General features: G+C 58.4%; 24 protein-coding genes. 16 read left to right on the top strand and 8 right to left on the bottom strand.

The window, feature by feature from the left end; translation table 11 throughout:
* Nucleotides 1-26 precede the first annotated feature (26 nt).
* The 5 genes from ACV7GQ_RS18610 (at nt 27) to ACV7GQ_RS18590 (ending at nt 2455) form a co-directional block, all read left to right on the top strand.
* On the top strand, nt 27-380 hold the full coding sequence (locus ACV7GQ_RS18610) for an SHOCT domain-containing protein (RefSeq protein WP_255153147.1): 354 nt from the start codon (nt 27-29) through the stop codon (nt 378-380).
* A gap of 94 nt (nt 381-474) precedes the next feature.
* Nucleotides 475-891, top strand: a complete 417-nt coding sequence (locus ACV7GQ_RS18605) for a DUF302 domain-containing protein (RefSeq protein WP_255153145.1) — start codon at nt 475-477, stop codon at nt 889-891.
* 3 nt (nt 892-894) lie between these two features.
* Nucleotides 895-1248, top strand: a complete 354-nt coding sequence (locus ACV7GQ_RS18600) for an SHOCT domain-containing protein (RefSeq protein ID WP_255153142.1) — start codon at nt 895-897, stop codon at nt 1246-1248.
* Nucleotides 1249-1371: 123 nt separating this feature from the next.
* The gene (locus ACV7GQ_RS18595; protein WP_255153140.1) at nt 1372-1680 is read left to right on the top strand and encodes a thioredoxin family protein; all 309 of its coding nucleotides are present in this window, start codon (nt 1372-1374) and stop codon (nt 1678-1680) included.
* A gap of 19 nt (nt 1681-1699) precedes the next feature.
* Nucleotides 1700-2455, top strand: a complete 756-nt coding sequence (locus ACV7GQ_RS18590; RefSeq protein ID WP_470313224.1) for a plastocyanin/azurin family copper-binding protein — start codon at nt 1700-1702, stop codon at nt 2453-2455.
* A 133-nt stretch (nt 2456-2588) separates the two neighbouring features.
* Here the strand turns inward: ACV7GQ_RS18590 and ACV7GQ_RS18585 are convergent, their stop codons facing one another.
* The gene (locus ACV7GQ_RS18585) at nt 2589-2783 is read right to left on the bottom strand and encodes a hypothetical protein (RefSeq protein ID WP_255153137.1); all 195 of its coding nucleotides are present in this window, start codon (nt 2781-2783) and stop codon (nt 2589-2591) included.
* A gap of 59 nt (nt 2784-2842) precedes the next feature.
* The gene (locus ACV7GQ_RS18580) at nt 2843-4120 is read right to left on the bottom strand and encodes an RNA-guided endonuclease InsQ/TnpB family protein (RefSeq protein WP_255153136.1); all 1278 of its coding nucleotides are present in this window, start codon (nt 4118-4120) and stop codon (nt 2843-2845) included.
* Nucleotides 4121-4436: 316 nt separating this feature from the next.
* Here ACV7GQ_RS18580 and ACV7GQ_RS18575 point away from each other — a divergent pair, with 316 nt between their 5' ends.
* Together ACV7GQ_RS18575 and ACV7GQ_RS18570 are read left to right on the top strand one after the other, a co-directional pair.
* Nucleotides 4437-4808: an SHOCT domain-containing protein gene (locus ACV7GQ_RS18575; RefSeq protein WP_255153134.1), complete on the top strand. Its 372-nt coding sequence runs from the start codon at nt 4437-4439 to the stop codon at nt 4806-4808.
* A 14-nt stretch (nt 4809-4822) separates the two neighbouring features.
* Nucleotides 4823-5446 (top strand): hypothetical protein, encoded by a 624-nt coding sequence (locus tag ACV7GQ_RS18570; protein ID WP_255153133.1) that lies wholly within the window; start codon nt 4823-4825, stop codon nt 5444-5446.
* Here the strand turns inward: ACV7GQ_RS18570 and ACV7GQ_RS18565 are convergent.
* From ACV7GQ_RS18565 to ACV7GQ_RS18555, 3 genes are read right to left on the bottom strand one after another with little or no spacing between them, the layout of a single operon-like run.
* Nucleotides 5443-6708, bottom strand: coding sequence for a tyrosine-type recombinase/integrase (locus ACV7GQ_RS18565; RefSeq protein ID WP_255153131.1), 1266 nt, complete (start codon nt 6706-6708; stop codon nt 5443-5445). The two genes, ACV7GQ_RS18570 and ACV7GQ_RS18565, sit on opposite strands and share 4 nt — an antisense overlap.
* Nucleotides 6705-7061, bottom strand: a complete 357-nt coding sequence (locus ACV7GQ_RS18560; RefSeq protein ID WP_255153130.1) for a type II toxin-antitoxin system PemK/MazF family toxin — start codon at nt 7059-7061, stop codon at nt 6705-6707. The genes ACV7GQ_RS18565 and ACV7GQ_RS18560 overlap by 4 nt, the downstream gene beginning before the upstream one ends.
* 6 nt (nt 7062-7067) lie before the next feature.
* Nucleotides 7068-7466 (bottom strand): helix-turn-helix domain-containing protein, encoded by a 399-nt coding sequence (locus ACV7GQ_RS18555; protein WP_255153128.1) that lies wholly within the window; start codon nt 7464-7466, stop codon nt 7068-7070.
* 826 nt (nt 7467-8292) lie between these two features.
* Between ACV7GQ_RS18555 and ACV7GQ_RS18550 the strand changes: the two genes are divergently transcribed.
* On the top strand, nt 8293-9102 hold the full coding sequence (locus ACV7GQ_RS18550) for a ParA family protein (RefSeq protein WP_225935452.1): 810 nt from the start codon (nt 8293-8295) through the stop codon (nt 9100-9102).
* Nucleotides 9095-9565, top strand: coding sequence for a hypothetical protein (locus tag ACV7GQ_RS18545; protein WP_470313223.1), 471 nt, complete (start codon nt 9095-9097; stop codon nt 9563-9565). Before ACV7GQ_RS18550 ends, ACV7GQ_RS18545 begins: the two co-directional genes overlap by 8 nt.
* A gap of 88 nt (nt 9566-9653) precedes the next feature.
* Here ACV7GQ_RS18545 and ACV7GQ_RS18540 read toward each other — a convergent pair whose 3' ends face one another.
* Nucleotides 9654-10085 carry a TRAM domain-containing protein gene (locus ACV7GQ_RS18540; RefSeq protein ID WP_222609040.1) on the bottom strand — a complete coding sequence of 144 codons (432 nt, stop codon included), beginning with the start codon at nt 10083-10085 and terminating at the stop codon, nt 9654-9656.
* A 321-nt stretch (nt 10086-10406) separates the two neighbouring features.
* Nucleotides 10407-10799, bottom strand: a complete 393-nt coding sequence (locus ACV7GQ_RS18535; RefSeq protein WP_049934367.1) for a winged helix-turn-helix domain-containing protein — start codon at nt 10797-10799, stop codon at nt 10407-10409.
* A gap of 112 nt (nt 10800-10911) precedes the next feature.
* Between ACV7GQ_RS18535 and ACV7GQ_RS18530 the strand changes: the two genes are divergently transcribed.
* A complete protein-coding gene (locus ACV7GQ_RS18530; protein WP_470313222.1) occupies nt 10912-11580 on the top strand; it encodes a DUF7509 family protein in 669 nt (222 codons plus the stop codon).
* 77 nt (nt 11581-11657) lie between these two features.
* On the opposite strand, the gene ACV7GQ_RS18525 is transcribed toward ACV7GQ_RS18530, so the two are convergent.
* A complete protein-coding gene (locus ACV7GQ_RS18525) occupies nt 11658-12620 on the bottom strand; it encodes a DUF7983 family protein (RefSeq protein WP_470313221.1) in 963 nt (320 codons plus the stop codon).
* Between the two features lie 226 nt (nt 12621-12846).
* Here ACV7GQ_RS18525 and ACV7GQ_RS18520 point away from each other — a divergent pair, with 226 nt between their 5' ends.
* The 6 genes from ACV7GQ_RS18520 to ACV7GQ_RS18495 all read left to right on the top strand — a co-directional run bounded on the left by ACV7GQ_RS18520 (nt 12847) and on the right by ACV7GQ_RS18495 (nt 18569).
* On the top strand, nt 12847-13179 hold the full coding sequence (locus ACV7GQ_RS18520) for a hypothetical protein (protein WP_470313220.1): 333 nt from the start codon (nt 12847-12849) through the stop codon (nt 13177-13179).
* Complete coding sequence (locus tag ACV7GQ_RS18515; protein WP_470313351.1) at nt 13172-13960, top strand: hypothetical protein; 789 nt, start codon at nt 13172-13174, stop codon at nt 13958-13960. The genes ACV7GQ_RS18520 and ACV7GQ_RS18515 overlap by 8 nt, the downstream gene beginning before the upstream one ends.
* Nucleotides 13961-14019: 59 nt before the next feature.
* Nucleotides 14020-15111: a tetratricopeptide repeat protein gene (locus ACV7GQ_RS18510; RefSeq protein WP_470313219.1), complete on the top strand. Its 1092-nt coding sequence runs from the start codon at nt 14020-14022 to the stop codon at nt 15109-15111.
* 224 nt (nt 15112-15335) lie between these two features.
* The gene (locus ACV7GQ_RS18505; protein ID WP_222609046.1) at nt 15336-15692 is read left to right on the top strand and encodes a calcium-binding protein; all 357 of its coding nucleotides are present in this window, start codon (nt 15336-15338) and stop codon (nt 15690-15692) included.
* A gap of 119 nt (nt 15693-15811) precedes the next feature.
* Nucleotides 15812-17224: a DEAD/DEAH box helicase family protein gene (locus ACV7GQ_RS18500; protein WP_222609047.1), complete on the top strand. Its 1413-nt coding sequence runs from the start codon at nt 15812-15814 to the stop codon at nt 17222-17224.
* Nucleotides 17211-18569 (top strand): DUF790 family protein, encoded by a 1359-nt coding sequence (locus ACV7GQ_RS18495; RefSeq protein WP_222609048.1) that lies wholly within the window; start codon nt 17211-17213, stop codon nt 18567-18569. The genes ACV7GQ_RS18500 and ACV7GQ_RS18495 overlap by 14 nt, the downstream gene beginning before the upstream one ends.
* Nucleotides 18570-18596 lie beyond the last annotated feature (27 nt).

Genomic DNA, 18596 nt, shown 5'->3' with positions numbered 1-18596 from the left:
ACACCGCGATTCACCAACGCAAGATAATGACGCAACTCACCACTCACATCGGACGCACTGCTCGTCGACTCGGGATCCTCGCAGTCCCGCTGCTGGTCGCGGCGACTGAAACGGCTGCTGCCCACGGTAGTGTGAGCTACGGCGGCGGCATGATGGGCGGCGGCTGGGGCCTCTTCGGCGGAGCAATGGGGCTCTGGGGACTCCTCTGGATGGGGCTCCTCATCGCCGTTCCGCTCTACCTCGTCTTTGCGCTTCTCAACCGAGAAACCGATGGGAATGATGAGCGACCGCTATCAGTCCTTAAAGCCCGCTACGCCCGTGGCGAACTCTCTGATGATGAATTCGAGCGGCGGCGTGAACAGCTGGAACGGTCCAAATGAGCCATTCGGTCCCAGTTCCAACACTGGAGACTCCACCCGTGACGACTGCTCCCGGAACCACATCCTTAAGTCAACCCTCCGTATACAATATTGTATGGACTATACAATACAAATGTCCGTGTCCGCTGACTTCGACCACGTAGTTGAGACAACGATCGACGCGCTCAAAGACGAAGGATTCGGCGTCCTGTGTGACATCGACGTCCGGGCGACGTTCGAGGAAAAACTCGGCGAGGAGTTCCGACAGTACCGCATCCTCGGCGCGTGCAACCCGGGACTCGCACACGAGGGCCTGAACGAGGAGATCGAACTCGGCGCGCTTCTCCCGTGTAACGTCATCGTCTACGAGACGGACGACGGCGACATCACGGTGAGCGCCATCGACCCGCAACAGCTCGTCGGCATCGCCGACAACGAGGCGCTCGACTCGATCGCGACCGAGGTCCACGACCGGTTCGAACGCGTTCTTGCCAGTGTCGCGGACGAACTCGAATCATCGGCCGAGATTTGAGCCATGGCATCATCAAACCAACTCGACACCACAACCATCGTCCTCCTCATCCTCGGGGCGATCATCTTCCTCCCCATGCTCACGATGGGGATGGGATTCGGCGGGATGATGGGATACGGTGGAATGATGGGTGGATACGGGACGACCAGCGGCTGGTGGCCACTCGTCGGGATGCTCATCCAGCTGATCTTCCTCCTCCTCCTGCTCGGTGGAGGATACCTCGTCTTCCGTCGCGTGACGGCATCGCAGTCGTCGCGAAATCCTGCAATGGAGGAGCTGCGTATGGCATACGCCCGCGGAGATCTCACCGAGGAAGAGTTTGAGGCGCGCCGGGACAGGCTCGAACGCTCGGAGTGACGGTCCGATCACCAACCTCCGGCGTTACTCACGTCCGCCCCCTTGGAATCCGAAATCTGTGGCCCTCACAGCTTTCGGATGTAAATAGAAATGTGCTAAAGGCACAAGACCATACTAGCTACTATGACGGAAGTAATCCTGTTCACGCAGGAGACCTGTGGAGCATGCGCAACGCAGCGCGAGAAAAACGAGGGCATCGAAGATGCGTATCCGGATGTCGAATTCCGCGAGGTCGACATCCAGACCGATCTGGAGACAGCCGAGGAGTACGGTGTCCGAAAAACCCCCACGACGCTTGTGTATGCGAACGGGGAGAGAACTGCCGAGTTCATCGGCATCGTCGACCGGGACGAACTGGAGGCAGCCATCGAGAGCGCCGGCAAGCAATCACCCGGCCTCGCGAACCGGCTCGCCAGCATCATCCTCGGATAACAGAAGCCAAACAGCTACAATGACAAACTACAGTAGACGCCAGTTTCTGGGCGCGCTCGGGGCCGGCACAGTCGCGACTGCGGGACTCACCCGGCCAGTCGCTGCACAGGAGACACCCGTCGTCAGGATGGGGAACAACTACTTCGACCCGATCGGGCTCCACGTCGACCCCGGCACGACCGTTCGCTTCGAGCTAGCGGCCGGAGCCCACTCGGCGACCGCTTACGAGAACCGGATTCCGGCCGACGCCAGCGCATTCGACAGTGGAACCATCTCGTCAGGAGCCTTCGAGTACACGTTCGAGGAACCGGGCACGTACGACTACTACTGCATCCCGCACAAATCCGTCGGGATGGTCGGTCGCATTGTCGTCGGGAGCCCCGGCGGGCCAGCCGAAACGAGTCCGATTCCGAACGGTGATGTGCCCGAGAGTGACGCGATCGTCGAACAGGGCGCGATAGAGTATGGAACCAACACCGGCGGTGATGGGAGCTCCGATGGCGGAATGATGGGTCATGGGATGGGGTCTGGTCCTGGAATGGTAAATGGCCGAAACGGTGGCTGGTTCGGCGGGCTGCCGTTCGTCGGCGGAGCACTCGGGATGCTCGGCTTAGTAGGCGGACTCCTCTACTGGGCACTCGGACGAGGTGATGCACCCGCCGAAAGTGACGATTCCGCGATGGAAACCCTCAAACGTCGATACGCTCGCGGCGAAATCGACGAAGTGGAGTTCCAGCGACGCCGTGAACGATTGGTACAGAATCAAGAGAACTGATGGCTGGCAGGGCCTGTGCGTGTGGAGGGTCTGACGGCTGTGGGCCGCCGACATACAGTAGTCGACTGATACCGCCGCCTGCTGCTGAGGGGACTCACCCCTGCGCCGACCGAGAGCACGGCAAGAAGCCTGATTAACAGCAATCACCGCCGTCGGGTGACCACGCACACGCATTCCCTGTCGTCAGATCGTTCTCGTCGATATACGTCGAGAGACAGGCATAATTGCAGAAGTACTCGGGCGAGCCACAGTCGTCGTCACAGTCGCGAACACAGATAGGGTCGTGATCGAAAATACGCGACCCACAGTACGTACACGTCTCGTCCATATCAGGTGTTGCGACGGTCGTGAACCGCCTCGGGGTCAAGCCCCGAGGCTTCCCGTGGTTTAATCGGACACTCCCACGATACCATCGGTCTGATAGCCTCGAACGGCGTCGTGGGTCACGGTCGGGGCGTCCACGGCCCCCGATGCCCGCCGTCGCACCTTCCGCACTTGGGGAAGGCTGTTGAGAGCAGGCACATTCCAGTCCTGATGCTTCTCGATACCTTTCACGGCGATATTGACGCTTGCACCACGGTCGCTGTGGTCTTGATGCCCGCACGACCGACACTTGAACCGCTTCTTGTTCCGATTCGCACGCTGGGCGTGCCCGCACAGCGAACACCGTTGACTCGTCTTGTACGGGTCAATCCAGCCAGTCGGAATCCCCTCGAACGACGCCTTGTACGAGGTATAGAACTGAAGGGCGCGGAACGGGAGGTGGTGCAAACGTCGGTTCATCCGCGTACCGTAGTCAATACTGTCGCGCATCTCTTTGAGGTCTTCAAAGACGATGCACGGTTTCTCGAACTGACGGCTCCACTCCACGATGTGACGACTCACCTTGTGGAGCCTGTCGCGGACGAACCGTTCCTCACGTCCTTCCAACGTGTCGTGCATACTCGACTTCCCCGCGCTCTGCACGCGCTTCCGCATCGTGAAGGAGCGATGACGCTCGAACTTGATTTCGGGGAAGTCGATAACCAACGAGTCCTCAATGCCATCCTCGGAGAGCGCGGTGAGAGCCACGTTGTCTTCATTCACGTCCACGCCGACGACCGTTCGTGAGTCCTGCTTGTCTCGAACGGTCTGCTTGGTGTTGGTGACATTGACGTGCAATTCGGGGTTGTCGTTGTGGAACAGGGCTTCCGCCGTCCCAATCTTCCACTTGTCGCTTTCGAGTGCGGTTTTGAGAACGTCGAGGTGGGCGTCGTCGCCTTCGAGAACGCCCGTGACGTGCTTGTACGGCTTCGCGCTGATTCGGAACGCCACGTCGCCGTTGTCGGTGAGCGACAGGTTGTACCCCTCCTCGTAGTTCGCACGAAGCGGGTACGTTCCGCCCTTGGTGTGGCTCGGCTGGCCGAAGTCGTCGTATTCGTAGTAGTTCTCCATCGCACCGAGTGCCTTCGCAACGACACGCTGAGTAGTGTTCTTCACGAGGTCAGCGTCGTCGGCTACCCTGTCGGGAATAGCGTCCCAGTCCACACCTTCTTTGGCAAGTCGGATGGTTTCGTTGTACGCCCACCGTGCTTCAAGTGTGGCGTCGGACAGCAGGCCCTCGTTATCACTCTGGATGTCGAGTTGGAAGTCGAGCGTCTTGACGAGAGCCTGTGCGTCGATCATTCGCTCCAGTACTAGTGGAGTAATGCGATTATCTTGAATGCCAGCCATCCACAGTGAAAGTGGAACACCCACCTGAGCTTACGGCCTTCACCCTCAGGGTCAAGCCCCGAGGCACTCGGCCTGCTCCGCTTAGAGAGTTCCTTCGATGTATCAGCGCCGTCGACCGGTCGCTGTTGACCCTCTCCTTCGGTGGGAATCCGTAGAATAGATCCAATATCTCAAAAGTATCAGCACCTCTGAGCCTTGGTTTATAAAGAGAAACGAGCATCAAGTAGGAAACCCTATATTCAACCGAGAACACTCTCAGGAGATAATCATGCCAACTACTTCAACCGACAACCAGCTCGTCACCATCGTCCTCGTCGTCCTCGGGGCCCTCCTCATTCTCCCCGTCCTCTTCATGGGATTCGGGATGATGGGGTTCGGCCCGATGATGGGTGGAATGTGGGGTGGTCATATGTGGGGTGACGGAACAGTCCCCGGATGGATGGTCCTCGTCGGATTACTGATGCAGCTTCTGTTCATCGCTGCCATCGTCGGCGCAGGGTACCTCATCTATCGCGCGGTGGCCACCTCGAATAGCGAGACCGATCAAGCCCTCGAGGAACTCCGACTCACCTACGCTCGTGGCGATCTCACGGACGAAGAGTACGAACAGCGGAAAGAGGCACTCGAACAAGATTCCTAACTCGAAATCCATCTATGGACACCGTCGGAGAAACACCACCGTCACTCCCGGCTCGGATACAGCAATACACGACGGCTGGGCTCTATGGACTGGTACTCGGGACGGTTCTCTGTCTCGTCGCCCTGTTCACGAATCCCGTTCCCGACCCGTCATTCCCGTGGGCGACGCTTCCCCAGTCGCTGCAACTCCCACTCACGCAACCGAGAATCGAACACTGGCCCATCACCTACACGGTTGGAATCTGGCTGTGGGTTTTCTGCTTTCCGGCCCTGTTCCTAGCGGGATACAAGCGATACGGTGACTCAAATCGGGGACCAGCGGTGTGGCTCGTAGGGTTGCCGACTGTCGCAATGCTGGCTTGGACCACGTACTGTCGGTTTTTCTGGCCGAAGCTTCACCCACCGACCTGGAATGCCCCCGCCTACACGTTCGTTTGCTGGCTGTACTGTTCGACCTACGAGGTCATCTGGAGCAACGCAGCCTACGCAATCGCGCTTCTCGGCGTCGTAGCCACGCTCCTCACTATCCAGCGAAAACAGCAAAGCAAGTACGTACTTATCGGATTCGGGGCCTTAGCACTCCCGCTGGGACTGCCGGCCCTCTACGAGGGATATCGTCGATCAGGACGGGAGAGCTAACTGTCGTCGCCAATTCCTGAAACTGGATCTATCTCGTCGAGGGCCTCGGTCGCTACGTCGCCGAGTTCCCCGGCTTCGATGTGGGAATACCGTTCCCGAACCATCTCCTCGGAGTTGTCTAGATACCGGGCGGCGACTGTGTACCCGAAGGCCCGAACGAGGACCTCGCCCATCCCGCGACGCCCGCCGTGTGGAGCGAGATACTCGTGCTTCGGATGAGCGATCTCTATACCAGCTGTATCCGTGAGCCGCCGAAGAATCGAACGAGCGCCATCGGTGGTAATCGATGCCGGGCGGATATCCTCTTCAAGCGCCAATAGCAAATCCCTCGTGTAGGCGTCTCGCCGTTCCTGTATAGCCTCGGCGTGTTCGCCCCGATCAGTCAATTCCTCTCGAACTACGTTCGCCAAGCTCCGTTGGTCGAACGTCGGGAACACGGGCCACCGGTCCGTTGGCGGGTCCATCAGTTTCTGGTAGCTCCGCAGCGGGGAGATAACGGGATCAGGAAGGGACGCAGCGTCCCACTGCTGCTTCTTGCGATAGACGTCCATGCTTCCGTCTTCAAGAGAGATGTCTTCCCACCGGACGCCACGGCGTCGCGGGTCGTCAGAATCACGGAGGAGTTCTCCCACACGGACAGCTGTGTACGCGAGGACGACCACGAGCGCCCGGTCGCGAGCCGCCTTCAGCGCCACGTATCGGGCTCGTTGCTTGTCGAGAGAATCCACGTCACCGGGAAGGGTGGTGTATGCCTCGATGGCTTCACGCGCCTGCTCGTCGACGTGTCGGGTGAGGGCGTGTCGCTGCTCGGGCGTCCAGGCCTGCTGGTCACCAGGCTTCCGTCCGTCGTCGTCGGGGAGCGGCGCGGTCGCGCTCGCCCGCTGGGCGTAGTGTGCTTCGAGATACCCCTCGTTGACGCACCAGCCACACCACGCCGAGATGTATGCGTAGTAGGTCTGGACCGTGTTCTGCTTGAGCCCCCGGTCACCAGAAAGGTGCCGAGCGTACTCGCGGAAAACTCGCTCGTTGAGGTCGGCGAAAATTGGATCGCGGTCGACGTCCTCGGGAGTGATCCCGGTCCAATCCTCGTCGCCGCGTTCGCCGGCGGCCCACTCAGCGAACCGATCGAGCTCGCGGGCGGCGTTCCGGCGGTAGTTTCCACCCTCGCCGCCGCGCCCCTTGCCCTTGTCTTGGAGATAGCGGTCGAAGGAACTCCGCAACGGCCGTGCTCCAGGTTCCTGTCCGGTGGTGTCGTCGATCATGCGGAGTCAGAACCCTCCGAATTGTCCAAGTAGGAGATCGTGGCCGTCGTAACCTGGTCGGTGAACTCGTCGGTGACCGAGCCCTGCCGGCCGACGACGTGGAGGTCGTCTTTCAGTGTGGCGACAGTCCAGGGGAGGACGTAGCTCTGCTGGTCCGGTTCCCCGCGAACCCACGCTTCGCTCGGCACGGCGAAGCTGCCGGCGTGGTGGGACTGCGTCGTGAACGCGACGGCGATCGACTCCTCGTCGGGATAAGGCATCCGCTCGCCGGAAACAACCAGCCACGGCCGGGGATTCCCACCATCCGTTTTGAACGGATCAGGAGCCCAGACGACAGTTCCGCGGTCAGCCATCCGGGATCACGACTCCTCGTCTGCCTGGTCAGTTGTTGAGTCGATGGGGTCGACTGCGGTCTCCATCCAGGCCTCGACATCGTCGTCAGAGAATCCGCCGTCGATGTCGTCGGCTGTGGCGGCGCCGTGAATCCCTGCCGACGCGACCGCGTGCTCGGCGTCGGCGATCGTCCAGAACCGGTCACGGTGTTCGACGAGGCCGTGTTCTTCGAGGCGCTTCAGCGTTGGGCCGACGCTCCCCTCGGGCACGTCGACGGCGTCGACGATCTCCCGCTGGCGGAACGCCTGGTCGGCGTGCTCGAGGAGGAAGCGATAGACTGCACCCTGTGTGGTGTCCGGCGCGAGATCGGGAAGCGACGGCCCGTCCTCGTCGATAGAGCGGAACTCGTCTTTTGAGATGGGCATCTTGAGTATTGGTTTGTATTAGAAGCTATTAGGTCTTATCGACAGGGTCCTCGACACGGACTGGAGGATGGCGGTGTTCGCCGGCTTTTCCCCGGGTTCAAGGCTCTCTTCGTGCGGTTCCACGTTTCGTGCTTCCCCGACGGCGGCGGGATACTTCAAAGTGGTCGTGATTACCAGTGTAATCAGAACCAAATGTAATATTCCTAATACCGCCAAATTCGACGGATTTGAGAGCTGTGGAGCGTATATCGGCAAGTATAAATCATATACCGCTATATCATTTTCCTGGCGTCGCTTCGGGCCAAAGGATATCAGCTGTGGTCAACTCATTTACCCCGATTTTCGACGGACGGCGGGAGGACTAATCATACCGGTTTGGAACTTAGAGAATGCTGTGAGACGATCTCGTCTGTCCCACCCAGCTTTTGCACTGAGTCTCGCTGTTCAAGTCAGGGTGGTCGTTCAACAACTGCAGATTACGGCTAATCCGTAATTTACGAAATCTACGAAATAGACGTCTGACACAGATTTATGTGTAATCTCCGTGAATTACGAGACATGCCACCACTGATGTGGAGCGGAAAACGATGGGAGAGCCCGTTAGTCTCGCAAGAAAGACCTATTCAATTCAGAGGCCGTGATCGTAATGTGCGCAAATTACGTCTAATTCGCGATGGTCGTGATTCTCGTGACTCTCGTCAATTGCGTACAACTCGTGATTTACGCAATTTGCAGAGCCACCACACAATACGGAATATACGTAAATCACGGAATACACGGACTATGTGTACCCCACGAGCTAGCACATCAATCAACGGTGATCGAGATGGCGAATAGGCTCACAGTTGCGATGCAGAAGGGGGGCGTTGGGAAATCAACCACCACAATCAATGTCTGTGGGGCACTCGCGTACGCAGAAGCGCTCGCGGATGAGAACGACGTCCTGCTCGTCGACGCTGATCCACAGGGGTTCGCTACAATCACACTCGGTTTCCGAGATTATTACGTGAGCGGTGACGCCGTCTCGTTGTACGACCTCATGCTCGATTTCGAGCGGTTTAGTGAGGTTAACGATATTATACAGTCACACGAGGAGTTCGATGTCCTTCCTGCTCACGGGAGTAATTTCAAGCTCGAACGTGAACTCTGGTCGGCAAACCGGTCGCTCGAACGACTCGATATGATCCTTGATGAGGTCGAAAGCGATTACGATTACATGCTAATCGATTCGCCACCGAATCTTGGACCACTCGCCGACGGAGCACTTCTCGCGGCAGAAAACGTTCTCTTTGTCTCACGAGCGGATTCGATCGCGACCTTCTCAATGAATCTCCTCACCCAAGAGATTACCCAGCTCGAACGAGAATTCCAGCGCGATATCGGCATCGTCGGCGCAGTCGTGAACGCAGTGACGAGAAACAAAATCAGCGATGACCGCCTCGACTGGTTTTTGGATAACCTCGGCGAAGAGAACGTCTTCATCGTCCCAGAGACTGTCGCAATCGAAGGGGCGTTCAACCAAGGGCATTCAGTATACGAATTCGAGCCATCGAACCGCCACCGTAATCAGAAGGCCGAGGAAGTGCGGGAGATCTACGACCGCCTCGCCGACCACGTGGAGGGACACTATGCCTGAAGAGGACGACGACGCCCTTGGACAGATGCTCGGGGATCGAATCAAGGGGACCAAGGGTGACGCAGCGGATGAAGAGCGAGACACAGAGGAGCTCAGCAATGAAGTTGAAACAGAATCTGCCTCGGATAGTGATGCCAGCGAAGCATCGTCCCCAGACAATACGGAATCTACGCAAATTACGCAATCTACAGATGAGTCTTCTGAGGATGACGAAAATGGGAACGGGACAGAGTCAGAGACGGAAGAAGGCACCGTCCGGTCTCGCTCCCCGTTCCCGCTGTACGTAACTCCCGACTTGAAAGAGACTGTGCAGAATCGCTTCGAGAAGTTCAATGCTCAGCGGACACTGAACGATGAGGCTCAAGTCGAGAAACACAAGCACTTCATGGAGGGCTTGTTACGCGCTGGACTCGATCATCCTGAACTAGAAGAGTACGTCCTTGACGAATTCAAAGACGACTGAACACTAACTCGCTGGCTCACAGACCGAGTTTTTTCTCTGATACGACTCAATCCCTTCTTCGGACCGATACATGGCCAGAGGTACGTAATCAGAGCGAACGAGAATCAGACGCAACCACACTGGCGAACGCGACGTTCTGTTGCACCTGCTCGATCTCCACGGTCGGCTGCTGGCCAGGTTGGGTATCGGGTACGATCACGACGTAGCCGCGGTCGACTTTCGCGATCCCGTCACCTTGGTCACCGACAGTTTCGATTGTCACCTCGCGTACTTCACCCTCCTCAACAGGCGGCTCAGGAGATTCACGCTGACGGTCAGACTGGGCACGATCTGCGGACGCGGACTCGTGCTCATCCTGCTCCGACGTGGGTGCGTCGAAGACAGCGATCCGATACGTTTCTCCGAGAGAGACAGCGTCATAGCTGAGTTCTCCGGACGGAACCTCGAGAACGTATGTCCCGTCCCGCTCGTGAACAGTCGCGCTGAAAACAGAGCGAAGCGAGTCCGGAATTTCGACCATTCGATAGTCTATACCTGGCTAGTAGAGAACTTAACTCCACGGAAGCGGCATGAGACAGTGACCTCCTGTACTGTCGGTTGTTAGTCCACCACCTCGGGGGCAAGCCCCGTGCATCCGCCTCGGACCGCTTGTGAAGACACCGTTCTGCCACTATTGAACCGTGAAAAATGCGGTCTTTTCGTACAGCCACACGGGATCTACAAGCATCGCGTCGAAAGAAATTAACCAACATGTTGGTTAACGCCGTGAAATACTGTGGTCTCAAAAAGAATTCGAGAGGGTAACTGGATCACCGATCGGGACAGAGAATCCTATGACAGCCTACGAATAAGCGTCGTTGAACTCCCGTTCACGGCGCATCAGCTCTTCGACACCGTGCTCAAGAATCCCCCGCCCCATTGCCGTCGGCCGATAGTACGTGTAAAAGCCCTGGCTGTCAGCGGTCCGTCGCTGGCGCTTGTCGACAAGCCCGACATCGACCAGTTCGTCGAGATGATAGTGGAAATTGTGGGATTCGACATCGACCGCGGCCTTGAGATCGGCAGCACTCAGTTCCTCGTTGGCGACGAGCGTGCGGAGGATCCGGAACCGCGTCGGGTGGCCGATCGCCTGTTGCATCGCGAGGTACTCCTCAAGCGTCAGCCCGCTCTCTTCGGGAAGCGGCGGGTCCGGCTGACGAACCTCCTCTGTTGGCTGGCGATCGGTTTCGGACATTTGGGGGTGCCTCGGGTCCTACGTTGGGACGCCACGTACTTAGTCGTTCTCGACTAGAATATTTCTGAGAACACCGATATTTATATACTGCCGTTCCGAATCGACGAGTCGAATGCGGCAACGGATTATCGATAATCTCCCCTGTGCCGCCGGTGATTCAGATGCGCTCGCTCCAGTCCGGCGGGAACAGTTTCTCGTCTATCTGATGGGCCCATATCGGACATTCGACGTCGACGCGCTGCTGCCGGCGGACGCCGATGTCGAAACCGATGCCCCATCGTTTGCGACGTGGGACGAGACCAGCGGCGAGTACGCCGAAGACGAGGTCTTGCGGCTCCTGCAGGAAACGCGGGACTGCCTCCGCGACCGCGGATTTAATGCTTTTCTCGCAATCGACGTCGGGATTCCGCTCGACGAGATGGATGCCGCCACACAGAGTATCGCCTTTGCGACGGCGAGTAATGCAACGATCTTCATCGCTCCACAGGTCGGCGACAACCTCGGTGTCGGGATCGAGATCGGGAGCGTCCTCGAGGATATTCTGTCGACAGCTGGAATGCAGGGGCCGGCGGCCGATGCAACGCCACAAACGCGTGCGCGACGGGTTATGGTCGCGACCGAACCATCGGTTCGAAGTGCGATGCTTGGCGCCGTCCACGCGCGCTGGGACGCCAGTGTCCGGACGTTCACCGATGCCGCGGACTGCTGTCGGCTCTGCGCACAGTTCTGTACCCACATTCAGAACGAGGAACTCTATGGCTCGCTCGACCGTCTGGACTGATCGGACTCGCGGTCACCCCAGGAAGACCTCTTCGCCAGAGCTGCTGCGAGAGTCACCCGAGAGCGATCTCATTGTACTCATTGTACCTCGGAACCTGTCCGAAAGCTCGTGAGTTCGTCGATTCGGTCTTCCAAGTCTTCGATCTCGCTGCGGAGGACATCTGCCTCCTCGCTTTCAGTGGCCGCGAGTCGGTCGTTCAATCCCTGCAATCGCGTCTCTTTCACGTCCTCGTTGACGTCGGCTTTCCTGACGTACGCCCGCTCTTCGATATCGTAGACGTCCTGCTCGTGGAGATCAGTCACGTCAAGTGCGTCTTCGACCTTGTCCGGGTCGACGCCGAGGACACGATCCCGATCGATACCGGCGTCCTCCAACGCAGCGAGGACCTCTGTGTCGTCCTTCAGTGACTTCGACCGGCGCGAAGTTCGTTGGACGGAGCCGTACTGGGCATGAACTGGCTGGTCGTGATGGACTCGATCAAGGAGGGTATCGGCGATGTCTTTCCGAAGGTCGTTCGCGCCACGTTGCACGTCCGAGAGTAGCGTGTAAAGATCGATGAGTGTCTCCGTATCCAGGGTGTCCATGCTGGTCGGATCGTGGCGTTCTAATTCATCGATCAACAGGAGTGCATCAGCATAGACGCCGACATCCGGCTCAGTTCTATCGTCAGTCTCGGTAGGGGCCTCACCAATCACCTGGGTGGCAGTCGGGGCATCCGTTTCAACGAGGATCCCAGCGTCTTCGTCGATCTCGAATTGCGGATGAAGCGTTAGCACGGCAGCATAGGGTTCGGCATCCGGGGGAAGCCGGTCAAGCTCAAAGCCGCCGCCCGCATCCTGGACTCGGCGATAGAGCGTTTCGAACTGGTCGCGCTGGAGCGGCTGAGAATCATCCGAGTCCAGAATTTCGATGATGACGCGGTATTCCTGTGTGTCGGTAATACGAAACTGGGTGTGTGAAAGCGGTGTAATGAGAGTGGCCTCCGGAGAACGCTCCTCGGCCGCTTCGAGGAGCGTGTGCCAGTTCTCACTGAACGACATATCTATACTCTCGCTGCTGAGAGCTTAAATCCCCAGTTCGCCCAGATTCAGGGTGGTCAGAGCTGTCGACAGAAGCTCGTCACACTGGCGTACACCCCGATAGCGATCCACTCTCTCCGAACAACTCATCAATACTGTCGGTACGCATACCCGCATCAACAGCGAAGCGGACGAGCTGTCGCCGAAGCCACGCGCATACTTGTACGAACGGGTAGTAAAATCGGCTATGACGGATGAGAATGAGCCGGTCCAGCATTGTACGGTGGATGAGCCGGTGAATCTCCCGACAGCACTCGAGACAGCCGCAATCGAGTATCTCGACGTCGACGACCAGCGGACGATCGTGATCTATCAGCAGGCGATTCTGATGGTTATCGCCAGTAAGGGACAGGCAACGGCAGCGCGGGAATTTACAGTCGAACTCTGGGAAGAGCCACCGGATGGCCTTCCTCGCAACCCCGATGATCTCATCACAGCATTCCTCGATGAACTACTGGCGACCACCGATGCAGTTCTCGTTGAGTTTGAAGGACAACAGGATACCGAAGACCATGACTGACACAGATACCACAGATCGATTCGTAATCGAAGTCAGCCAAGTGGGTACTGTCGACCACGTTGTCGACCTCGAAGCAGACTCAACGGGCAAGTCGCCGTACGCACCTCGACAGGACTTACGGGGTGAAAAGCTGTGTGACCGGAGTACACGCTCACCCGCAAGCGAGTACATCACACTTCGGGACTACGCCGACTGGAAAGGTTTCGACAAGACGGCATTCGAAGGTGATGCGCCTGAAGAGGTATGTTCGTATTGCTGGACAGCGGTAGTAGAACACGCTGAGCGAGGAGAACAGCACGAATGCGATGACGTCGACGAACGCATCGGAACAGTCGGGTATCGCTTGCGATGGAAGCAGAAGGGCCGGGCCCGCGAAGAATGGTACGACATTATCGTCCGACCCAAGACGACGATGGCAGAACTCGACGCACTTGTCTGCCGGTTCACGACGCTCGATGATCTCCATCTTCGCATGTACGGACTCGAAGACGAGTACCTCGACTCAACACTCAACGTTATCCCAGACCTCCAGTTCGCTGAAGTCGACGATCTCTCATACAGGAAGGCAAGCGATATGACGACTGCCGATATCGCCGAATGCGCAACGCTCTGGAAGGGGGACCGGCTCAGCATGGTCTACGATTTTGGAACCCCCTCTCACTACTACTGCATCGTCAAGGAGGTGTACGATCCAGGGGAGATCGAGAAACTCCTCGAAGAACGTGACCCGATCGTAGCGACCGAGACAGCCGCGATCATCGACGAGAAACGACCCCAGTAATGGCCACGATCGGACAGTTGCCCCGCTCTTTTTTACCAGACTCCTCGAACACTCGACCAATGGCCGACTGCCCGTACTGCGAGCAATCCTTCGCGGACGAATCCGATATCCGCAAACATCTCTATGAAGCCCACGAGTACGACGAACTGGGGCGGATCGACACCAAGCGGGTTGACCAGTACATCGACGACCACGACCTCGAAGAAAGCGACGACGATACCACCGGTGCGCAGCAAGACACAGACGAAGCGGTACATATGTCCCTGGGGTCCGACCGCAATGCGGGTGAGCGGTGGGAGTTACATGACGTACAAGCACTATCGACGGAGGAAATTCGGGACAAGCTTGCCGAGCACGGTATCGATACGACTGAGGAGTCGTTCCGTGACCGTGCGGCCGAGGTTGACTCCGCGATGGCACTCGCCGACCAGTGGGAAAACGACCATGACGTCGACGCGTCGGGGTACGATCGGGATTTCATCTGGATGGCAGCTGAAGTCCTCTGGAGCCGGTGGGCACCCGATCTCCCCTATCAAGAGCAGATCTACGACCTGGTACAGGAAGGGCGAGAACTCCGGGAGCAGGGGGACGACGCCGAAGCTTGCCAGCGGTGGCTGACTGCCTGGGAGACCATTATCGCCGTCACGCCGGACGACATCACGACACTCGAGGCCGCTGACGATCACCTCCCGAATGTGCTCTCGCTCGAACCATTCCTGCGGTCGGTCGACAACGACCTTGCCACACTGGCAGCGGACGATCCGACCTATCACGAGCGACGCCTCGAATTCTGTCGGGAGGTCTGTACCCAGTTTCCGGATGCACCTGACGAGCTACTCCTTGATTTCCGCCACTTCATCGCTGACTCGCTGACAGAGCTAGGACGACTGGACGAAAGCAGAAACGAGTTCGAGACGCTCATTCGGGACTATCCCGAAGATCCCTGGGCGTACAAGAAACTCGCGGATAGCTACTGGCAGGATGAAGCTGACAAGCCAACAGTCGAAGAGCTGGAACGCGCCGCTAAACTGTACCAGCAGGCCCTAGACGCCGAAGGTTCCCTCGAACAGCCATCATCCGTCACTGACCGGATCGACGAACTCGAACGCCGATTGGCTAACATGGACACGTCCCAGGAACAAGAAGAATAGAGGTCTCTGTCGACTGATGCACGCCGTGAGCCGTCGACGTTCGTCATCAGACAATCCCATCCCCAGCTTAACCAACAGTGAACAGATTTGTCGGGCATTCGTTGGTTAACTTCGTCCAGCGACTCGGAGCCGTTCCACGGCTAGAATTGAGCGCGTCCTGCATCGGTCGATAAGTGGTTTCGGCCTCCCCGAATATCTTGAAGTCAGGATGCGTATTGGTCAGCATGACGCGGGTCGAGAAGGACGAGGAGCGGGAAGAGCGCATCAAGATGCGGATCATCGTCGATACTTACAGCCCTGAAGAGCAAGCGTGGGGATGGTACGCGTATCTGGACGACACGATGGACTTCCCGTTCGAAGCACGCTGTGTCACCGAGCGAGAGGAGTCACCGCTAGAGGAAGGCGAAACAGTACGCGTAGTTGGGATGTCCCCGACAGATCCGACTCTCAGCCAGATGTTCGTGACGATAGAGTGGATGGACAGAGAACTTGGCGTGCCACTGGAGCAACTGGAGCCAATCGAAGCCAGTAGTAACACGAACCAAGCGATCGCAGACTGGCAGTACTGGCTCGATCGCTGACAACCGTAACTCCGGAACAATAGAATCATCCGAACCCGTAGAAGGACAGACGCACGCCTCTATGGAACCCGAGAAACCCACATATTGAATCCGGTCGGGGGTCTCTGTCCCAACATCGAATGCGAATCGAATTCGACGACGGCACGCTCCTGCTCCGTAATGCTCCCGACGATGTGCCCTATGCGGAGTGGGACGACCGCGTCGACGAGTACCGCACCCAAGCGTATCGATATCGATCCCTGCTCGAATGGGCCGGCAAGTGGACGGACGGAAACGAGCAGGCAACGTTACAAGAGGGCTTCGCTCACACTCTCGAAGACGCCGCCCGTGCCTATCCCGATCTCGATCTCACGCCAGCACTCCACATCGAACCGCGCGACTACCAGCAGGCCGCACTCAACGCCTGGATCGACCACGATCGGCGAGGGAGTGTCATACTCCCCACGGGCAGCGGGAAGACGTTCCTCGGGCTGCAGGCCATCGCCGACGCTGGCGTCAGCACACTCGTCGTGACGCCGACGATCGACCTGATGAACCAGTGGCACGCCACGCTCACCAATGCCTTCGGCGACCAGCTCACAGAACCAGTCGGCGTCCTCGGCGGTGGCAGCCACGACGTCACCGCGATCACCGTCACTACCTACGACAGCGCCTATCGCTACGTCAACGAATACGGCGATCAGTTCGGCTTGCTCGTCGTCGACGAGGAACACCACCTGCCGGCCCCGACCTACCGGCAGATTCCCGAGATGATGATCGCCCCGTATCGCCTCGGGCTGACCGCCACCTACGAGCGGCCAGACGGCAAGCACGAGCTCCTCGAGGACCTCCTCGGCCCGGTCGTCTATCGGGAGAACGTCGACGAACTCGCCGGCGAATACCTCAGCGAGTACGAAACAATCCACATGTCGGTCGAGCTCACGGCCGACGAGCGCGAGCAGTACGACGAAGAGTATCAGATCTATCGGGACTACGTCGACAGCCACGAGTTCGATCTCTGGAAAGAAGAGGGCTACCAGGAGTTCCTCAAGCGCACCTCCTACGATCCACAGGGGCGGCGGGCGCTCATCGCCAAGCAACGCGCCGAGCGGATCGCCCGCACCGCTGAGAAGAAACTCGACACGCTCGACAATCTCATCAAGCGCCATCACGACGACCGCGCGATTATCTTCACCGCCAACAACGACTTCGCCTACGACATCTCCCAGGAGTTTATCGTCCCCTGTATCACCCACCAGACGAAGACGGACGAACGCACCGAGATTCTCGAGCGGTTCCGGACCGGCGAATACTCGATGCTCGTCACGTCGCAGGTTCTCGACGAGGGGATCGATGTCCCGGCGGCAAACGTCGGGATCATCCTCTCGGGGAGCGCCTCGAAACGACAGTACGCGCAACGGCTCGGCCGCATTCTTCGACCGACGGACGACCGTCAGCCCGCCCGTCTCTACGAAATCATCACCGAGGATACGATGGAAACGTACGTCTCCCAGCGCCGCCGGGAGGGGGTGAGTGCCAGTGCTGACGGCTGACCTCGCACGCTCGCGCACGACCGACGAGACGATCACGCCGCTGTTCATCGGTCCCGACGAGAAGCGCTACCGACAGACCGCTCGAGAACTCATCCAGCTGTTCGAGAACCACCTCGGCGAGCCGAAAGGGAACCTCGAGGACGCGATTGACAAGCTGACCATCGCGGATACCGACTACAAGATCGTCCAGGGCCTCGCGAAGCTCCTCAAAGACGAGTGTGAGTTCGAGGTCGTGGCCGCCGTCGACCCACGTGAGATTCGCCGGCGACTCTTCGAGAAAGCCAACGAGCGCTATCCGATCGTCCGACAGCCGACGCTCGGCGAAGACACACAGAAACTGGAGGTGTACAGCGCGGTCGCTGACGACCTCGGGGTGTCGCTCGAGGAGTGCTATCGAGGGATGTACGCCGATCTCGAAGACAACAAACGACTCGTCCGAATCGGCACGCGGACGGCCGCCCAGTACGCCAGTGATGACGATACGTCGACGTCGACGACCAATCTGACCGGCAGCAGCGATGCGGAGTACGAACACACGGATCTCACCGTGGACTGGTTGTTGACCCGCTACAACCTCGCGCTCGCCCAGGCGGTGCTCTACGATGCGACGGAAATGCGGATTCGGGTCTGGGACCACTTTGGGACGGTATGCAGCTACGTGAAGCTGTTCGGGTTAATGCATCGCATCTATCCGATCGACGCCGATGGCGAGCGTGTCCCGAGTACGGATCAGGCCGCCGGCTATGAGGCAGTACTGGACGGCCCGGCGTCGCTGTTCTCGAAATCACAAAAGTACGGGATTCGCATGGCGAACTTCCTGCCGGCGTTGCCCCTCTGTGACCGCTGGGAGATGGTTGCCGAGATCCTCGTCGACGAGACGACCGGCGCGACGCGACAGTTCGCGCTCGACCACACGGAGGACCTCGATTCACACTACAGTGCCGGCGACCAGTTCGATAGCGATGTCGAGCGGACACTCACCCGGAAGTGGGAGCGAGCGAATACGGATTGGGAGTTGGTGCGGGAAGACGATGTCTTCGATCTGGGTGCCGAGGTGATGATCCCCGACTTCGCAATCGAACATCTCGATGGCAGGCGAGCGATCCTCGAGATCGTCGGCTTCTGGACACCCGAGTATCTGGACGCAAAGCTGGAGAAGATTCGAAAGGTAGAGGCCGACAATTTCGTACTGGCTGTCTCGGAGCAACTGGATTGTGCGAGCGAGGAGTTCGGGAGCGCCGCCGATCGAGTGCTGTGGTTCAAAACTGGAATTCACGTCTACGACGTAGTCGATTTAGCTGAACAATACGCGACAGAGATGCCCCAGAGTGAAGAGCAGGCTTGAAAGATAGTGGGTCCAGTAAGGCTTTTA

It is taken from the genome of Haloarcula sp. MBLA0163, assembly GCF_055632435.1.
The sequence above is the reverse complement of the archived record's forward strand: the minus strand, read 5'-3'. Positions and strand labels throughout refer to the sequence as shown.

Excerpts from the sequence above, each read along its gene's own strand:
- ACV7GQ_RS18515 (WP_470313351.1), top strand. The coding sequence starts at position 13,172 with ATGACTGACACAGATACCACAGATCGATTCGTAATCGAAGTCAGCCAA.
- ACV7GQ_RS18525 (WP_470313221.1), bottom strand. The coding sequence starts at position 12,620 with ATGTCGTTCAGTGAGAACTGGCACACGCTCCTCGAAGCGGCCGAGGAG.
- ACV7GQ_RS18540 (WP_222609040.1), bottom strand. The coding sequence starts at position 10,085 with ATGGTCGAAATTCCGGACTCGCTTCGCTCTGTTTTCAGCGCGACTGTT.
- ACV7GQ_RS18600 (WP_255153142.1), top strand. The coding sequence starts at position 895 with ATGGCATCATCAAACCAACTCGACACCACAACCATCGTCCTCCTCATC.
- ACV7GQ_RS18530 (WP_470313222.1), top strand. The coding sequence starts at position 10,912 with ATGCGGCAACGGATTATCGATAATCTCCCCTGTGCCGCCGGTGATTCA.
- ACV7GQ_RS18585 (WP_255153137.1), bottom strand. The coding sequence starts at position 2,783 with ATGGACGAGACGTGTACGTACTGTGGGTCGCGTATTTTCGATCACGAC.
- ACV7GQ_RS18580 (WP_255153136.1), bottom strand. The coding sequence starts at position 4,120 with ATGATCGACGCACAGGCTCTCGTCAAGACGCTCGACTTCCAACTCGAC.
- ACV7GQ_RS18570 (WP_255153133.1), top strand. The coding sequence starts at position 4,823 with ATGGACACCGTCGGAGAAACACCACCGTCACTCCCGGCTCGGATACAG.
- ACV7GQ_RS18560 (WP_255153130.1), bottom strand. The coding sequence starts at position 7,061 with ATGGCTGACCGCGGAACTGTCGTCTGGGCTCCTGATCCGTTCAAAACG.
- ACV7GQ_RS18590 (WP_470313224.1), top strand. The coding sequence starts at position 1,700 with ATGACAAACTACAGTAGACGCCAGTTTCTGGGCGCGCTCGGGGCCGGC.
- ACV7GQ_RS18545 (WP_470313223.1), top strand. The coding sequence starts at position 9,095 with ATGCCTGAAGAGGACGACGACGCCCTTGGACAGATGCTCGGGGATCGA.
- ACV7GQ_RS18535 (WP_049934367.1), bottom strand. The coding sequence starts at position 10,799 with ATGTCCGAAACCGATCGCCAGCCAACAGAGGAGGTTCGTCAGCCGGAC.
- ACV7GQ_RS18510 (WP_470313219.1), top strand. The coding sequence starts at position 14,020 with ATGGCCGACTGCCCGTACTGCGAGCAATCCTTCGCGGACGAATCCGAT.
- ACV7GQ_RS18555 (WP_255153128.1), bottom strand. The coding sequence starts at position 7,466 with ATGCCCATCTCAAAAGACGAGTTCCGCTCTATCGACGAGGACGGGCCG.
- ACV7GQ_RS18565 (WP_255153131.1), bottom strand. The coding sequence starts at position 6,708 with ATGATCGACGACACCACCGGACAGGAACCTGGAGCACGGCCGTTGCGG.
- ACV7GQ_RS18575 (WP_255153134.1), top strand. The coding sequence starts at position 4,437 with ATGCCAACTACTTCAACCGACAACCAGCTCGTCACCATCGTCCTCGTC.
- ACV7GQ_RS18610 (WP_255153147.1), top strand. The coding sequence starts at position 27 with ATGACGCAACTCACCACTCACATCGGACGCACTGCTCGTCGACTCGGG.
- ACV7GQ_RS18550 (WP_225935452.1), top strand. The coding sequence starts at position 8,293 with ATGGCGAATAGGCTCACAGTTGCGATGCAGAAGGGGGGCGTTGGGAAA.
- ACV7GQ_RS18500 (WP_222609047.1), top strand. The coding sequence starts at position 15,812 with ATGCGAATCGAATTCGACGACGGCACGCTCCTGCTCCGTAATGCTCCC.
- ACV7GQ_RS18595 (WP_255153140.1), top strand. The coding sequence starts at position 1,372 with ATGACGGAAGTAATCCTGTTCACGCAGGAGACCTGTGGAGCATGCGCA.
- ACV7GQ_RS18520 (WP_470313220.1), top strand. The coding sequence starts at position 12,847 with ATGACGGATGAGAATGAGCCGGTCCAGCATTGTACGGTGGATGAGCCG.
- ACV7GQ_RS18605 (WP_255153145.1), top strand. The coding sequence starts at position 475 with ATGGACTATACAATACAAATGTCCGTGTCCGCTGACTTCGACCACGTA.
- ACV7GQ_RS18505 (WP_222609046.1), top strand. The coding sequence starts at position 15,336 with ATGACGCGGGTCGAGAAGGACGAGGAGCGGGAAGAGCGCATCAAGATG.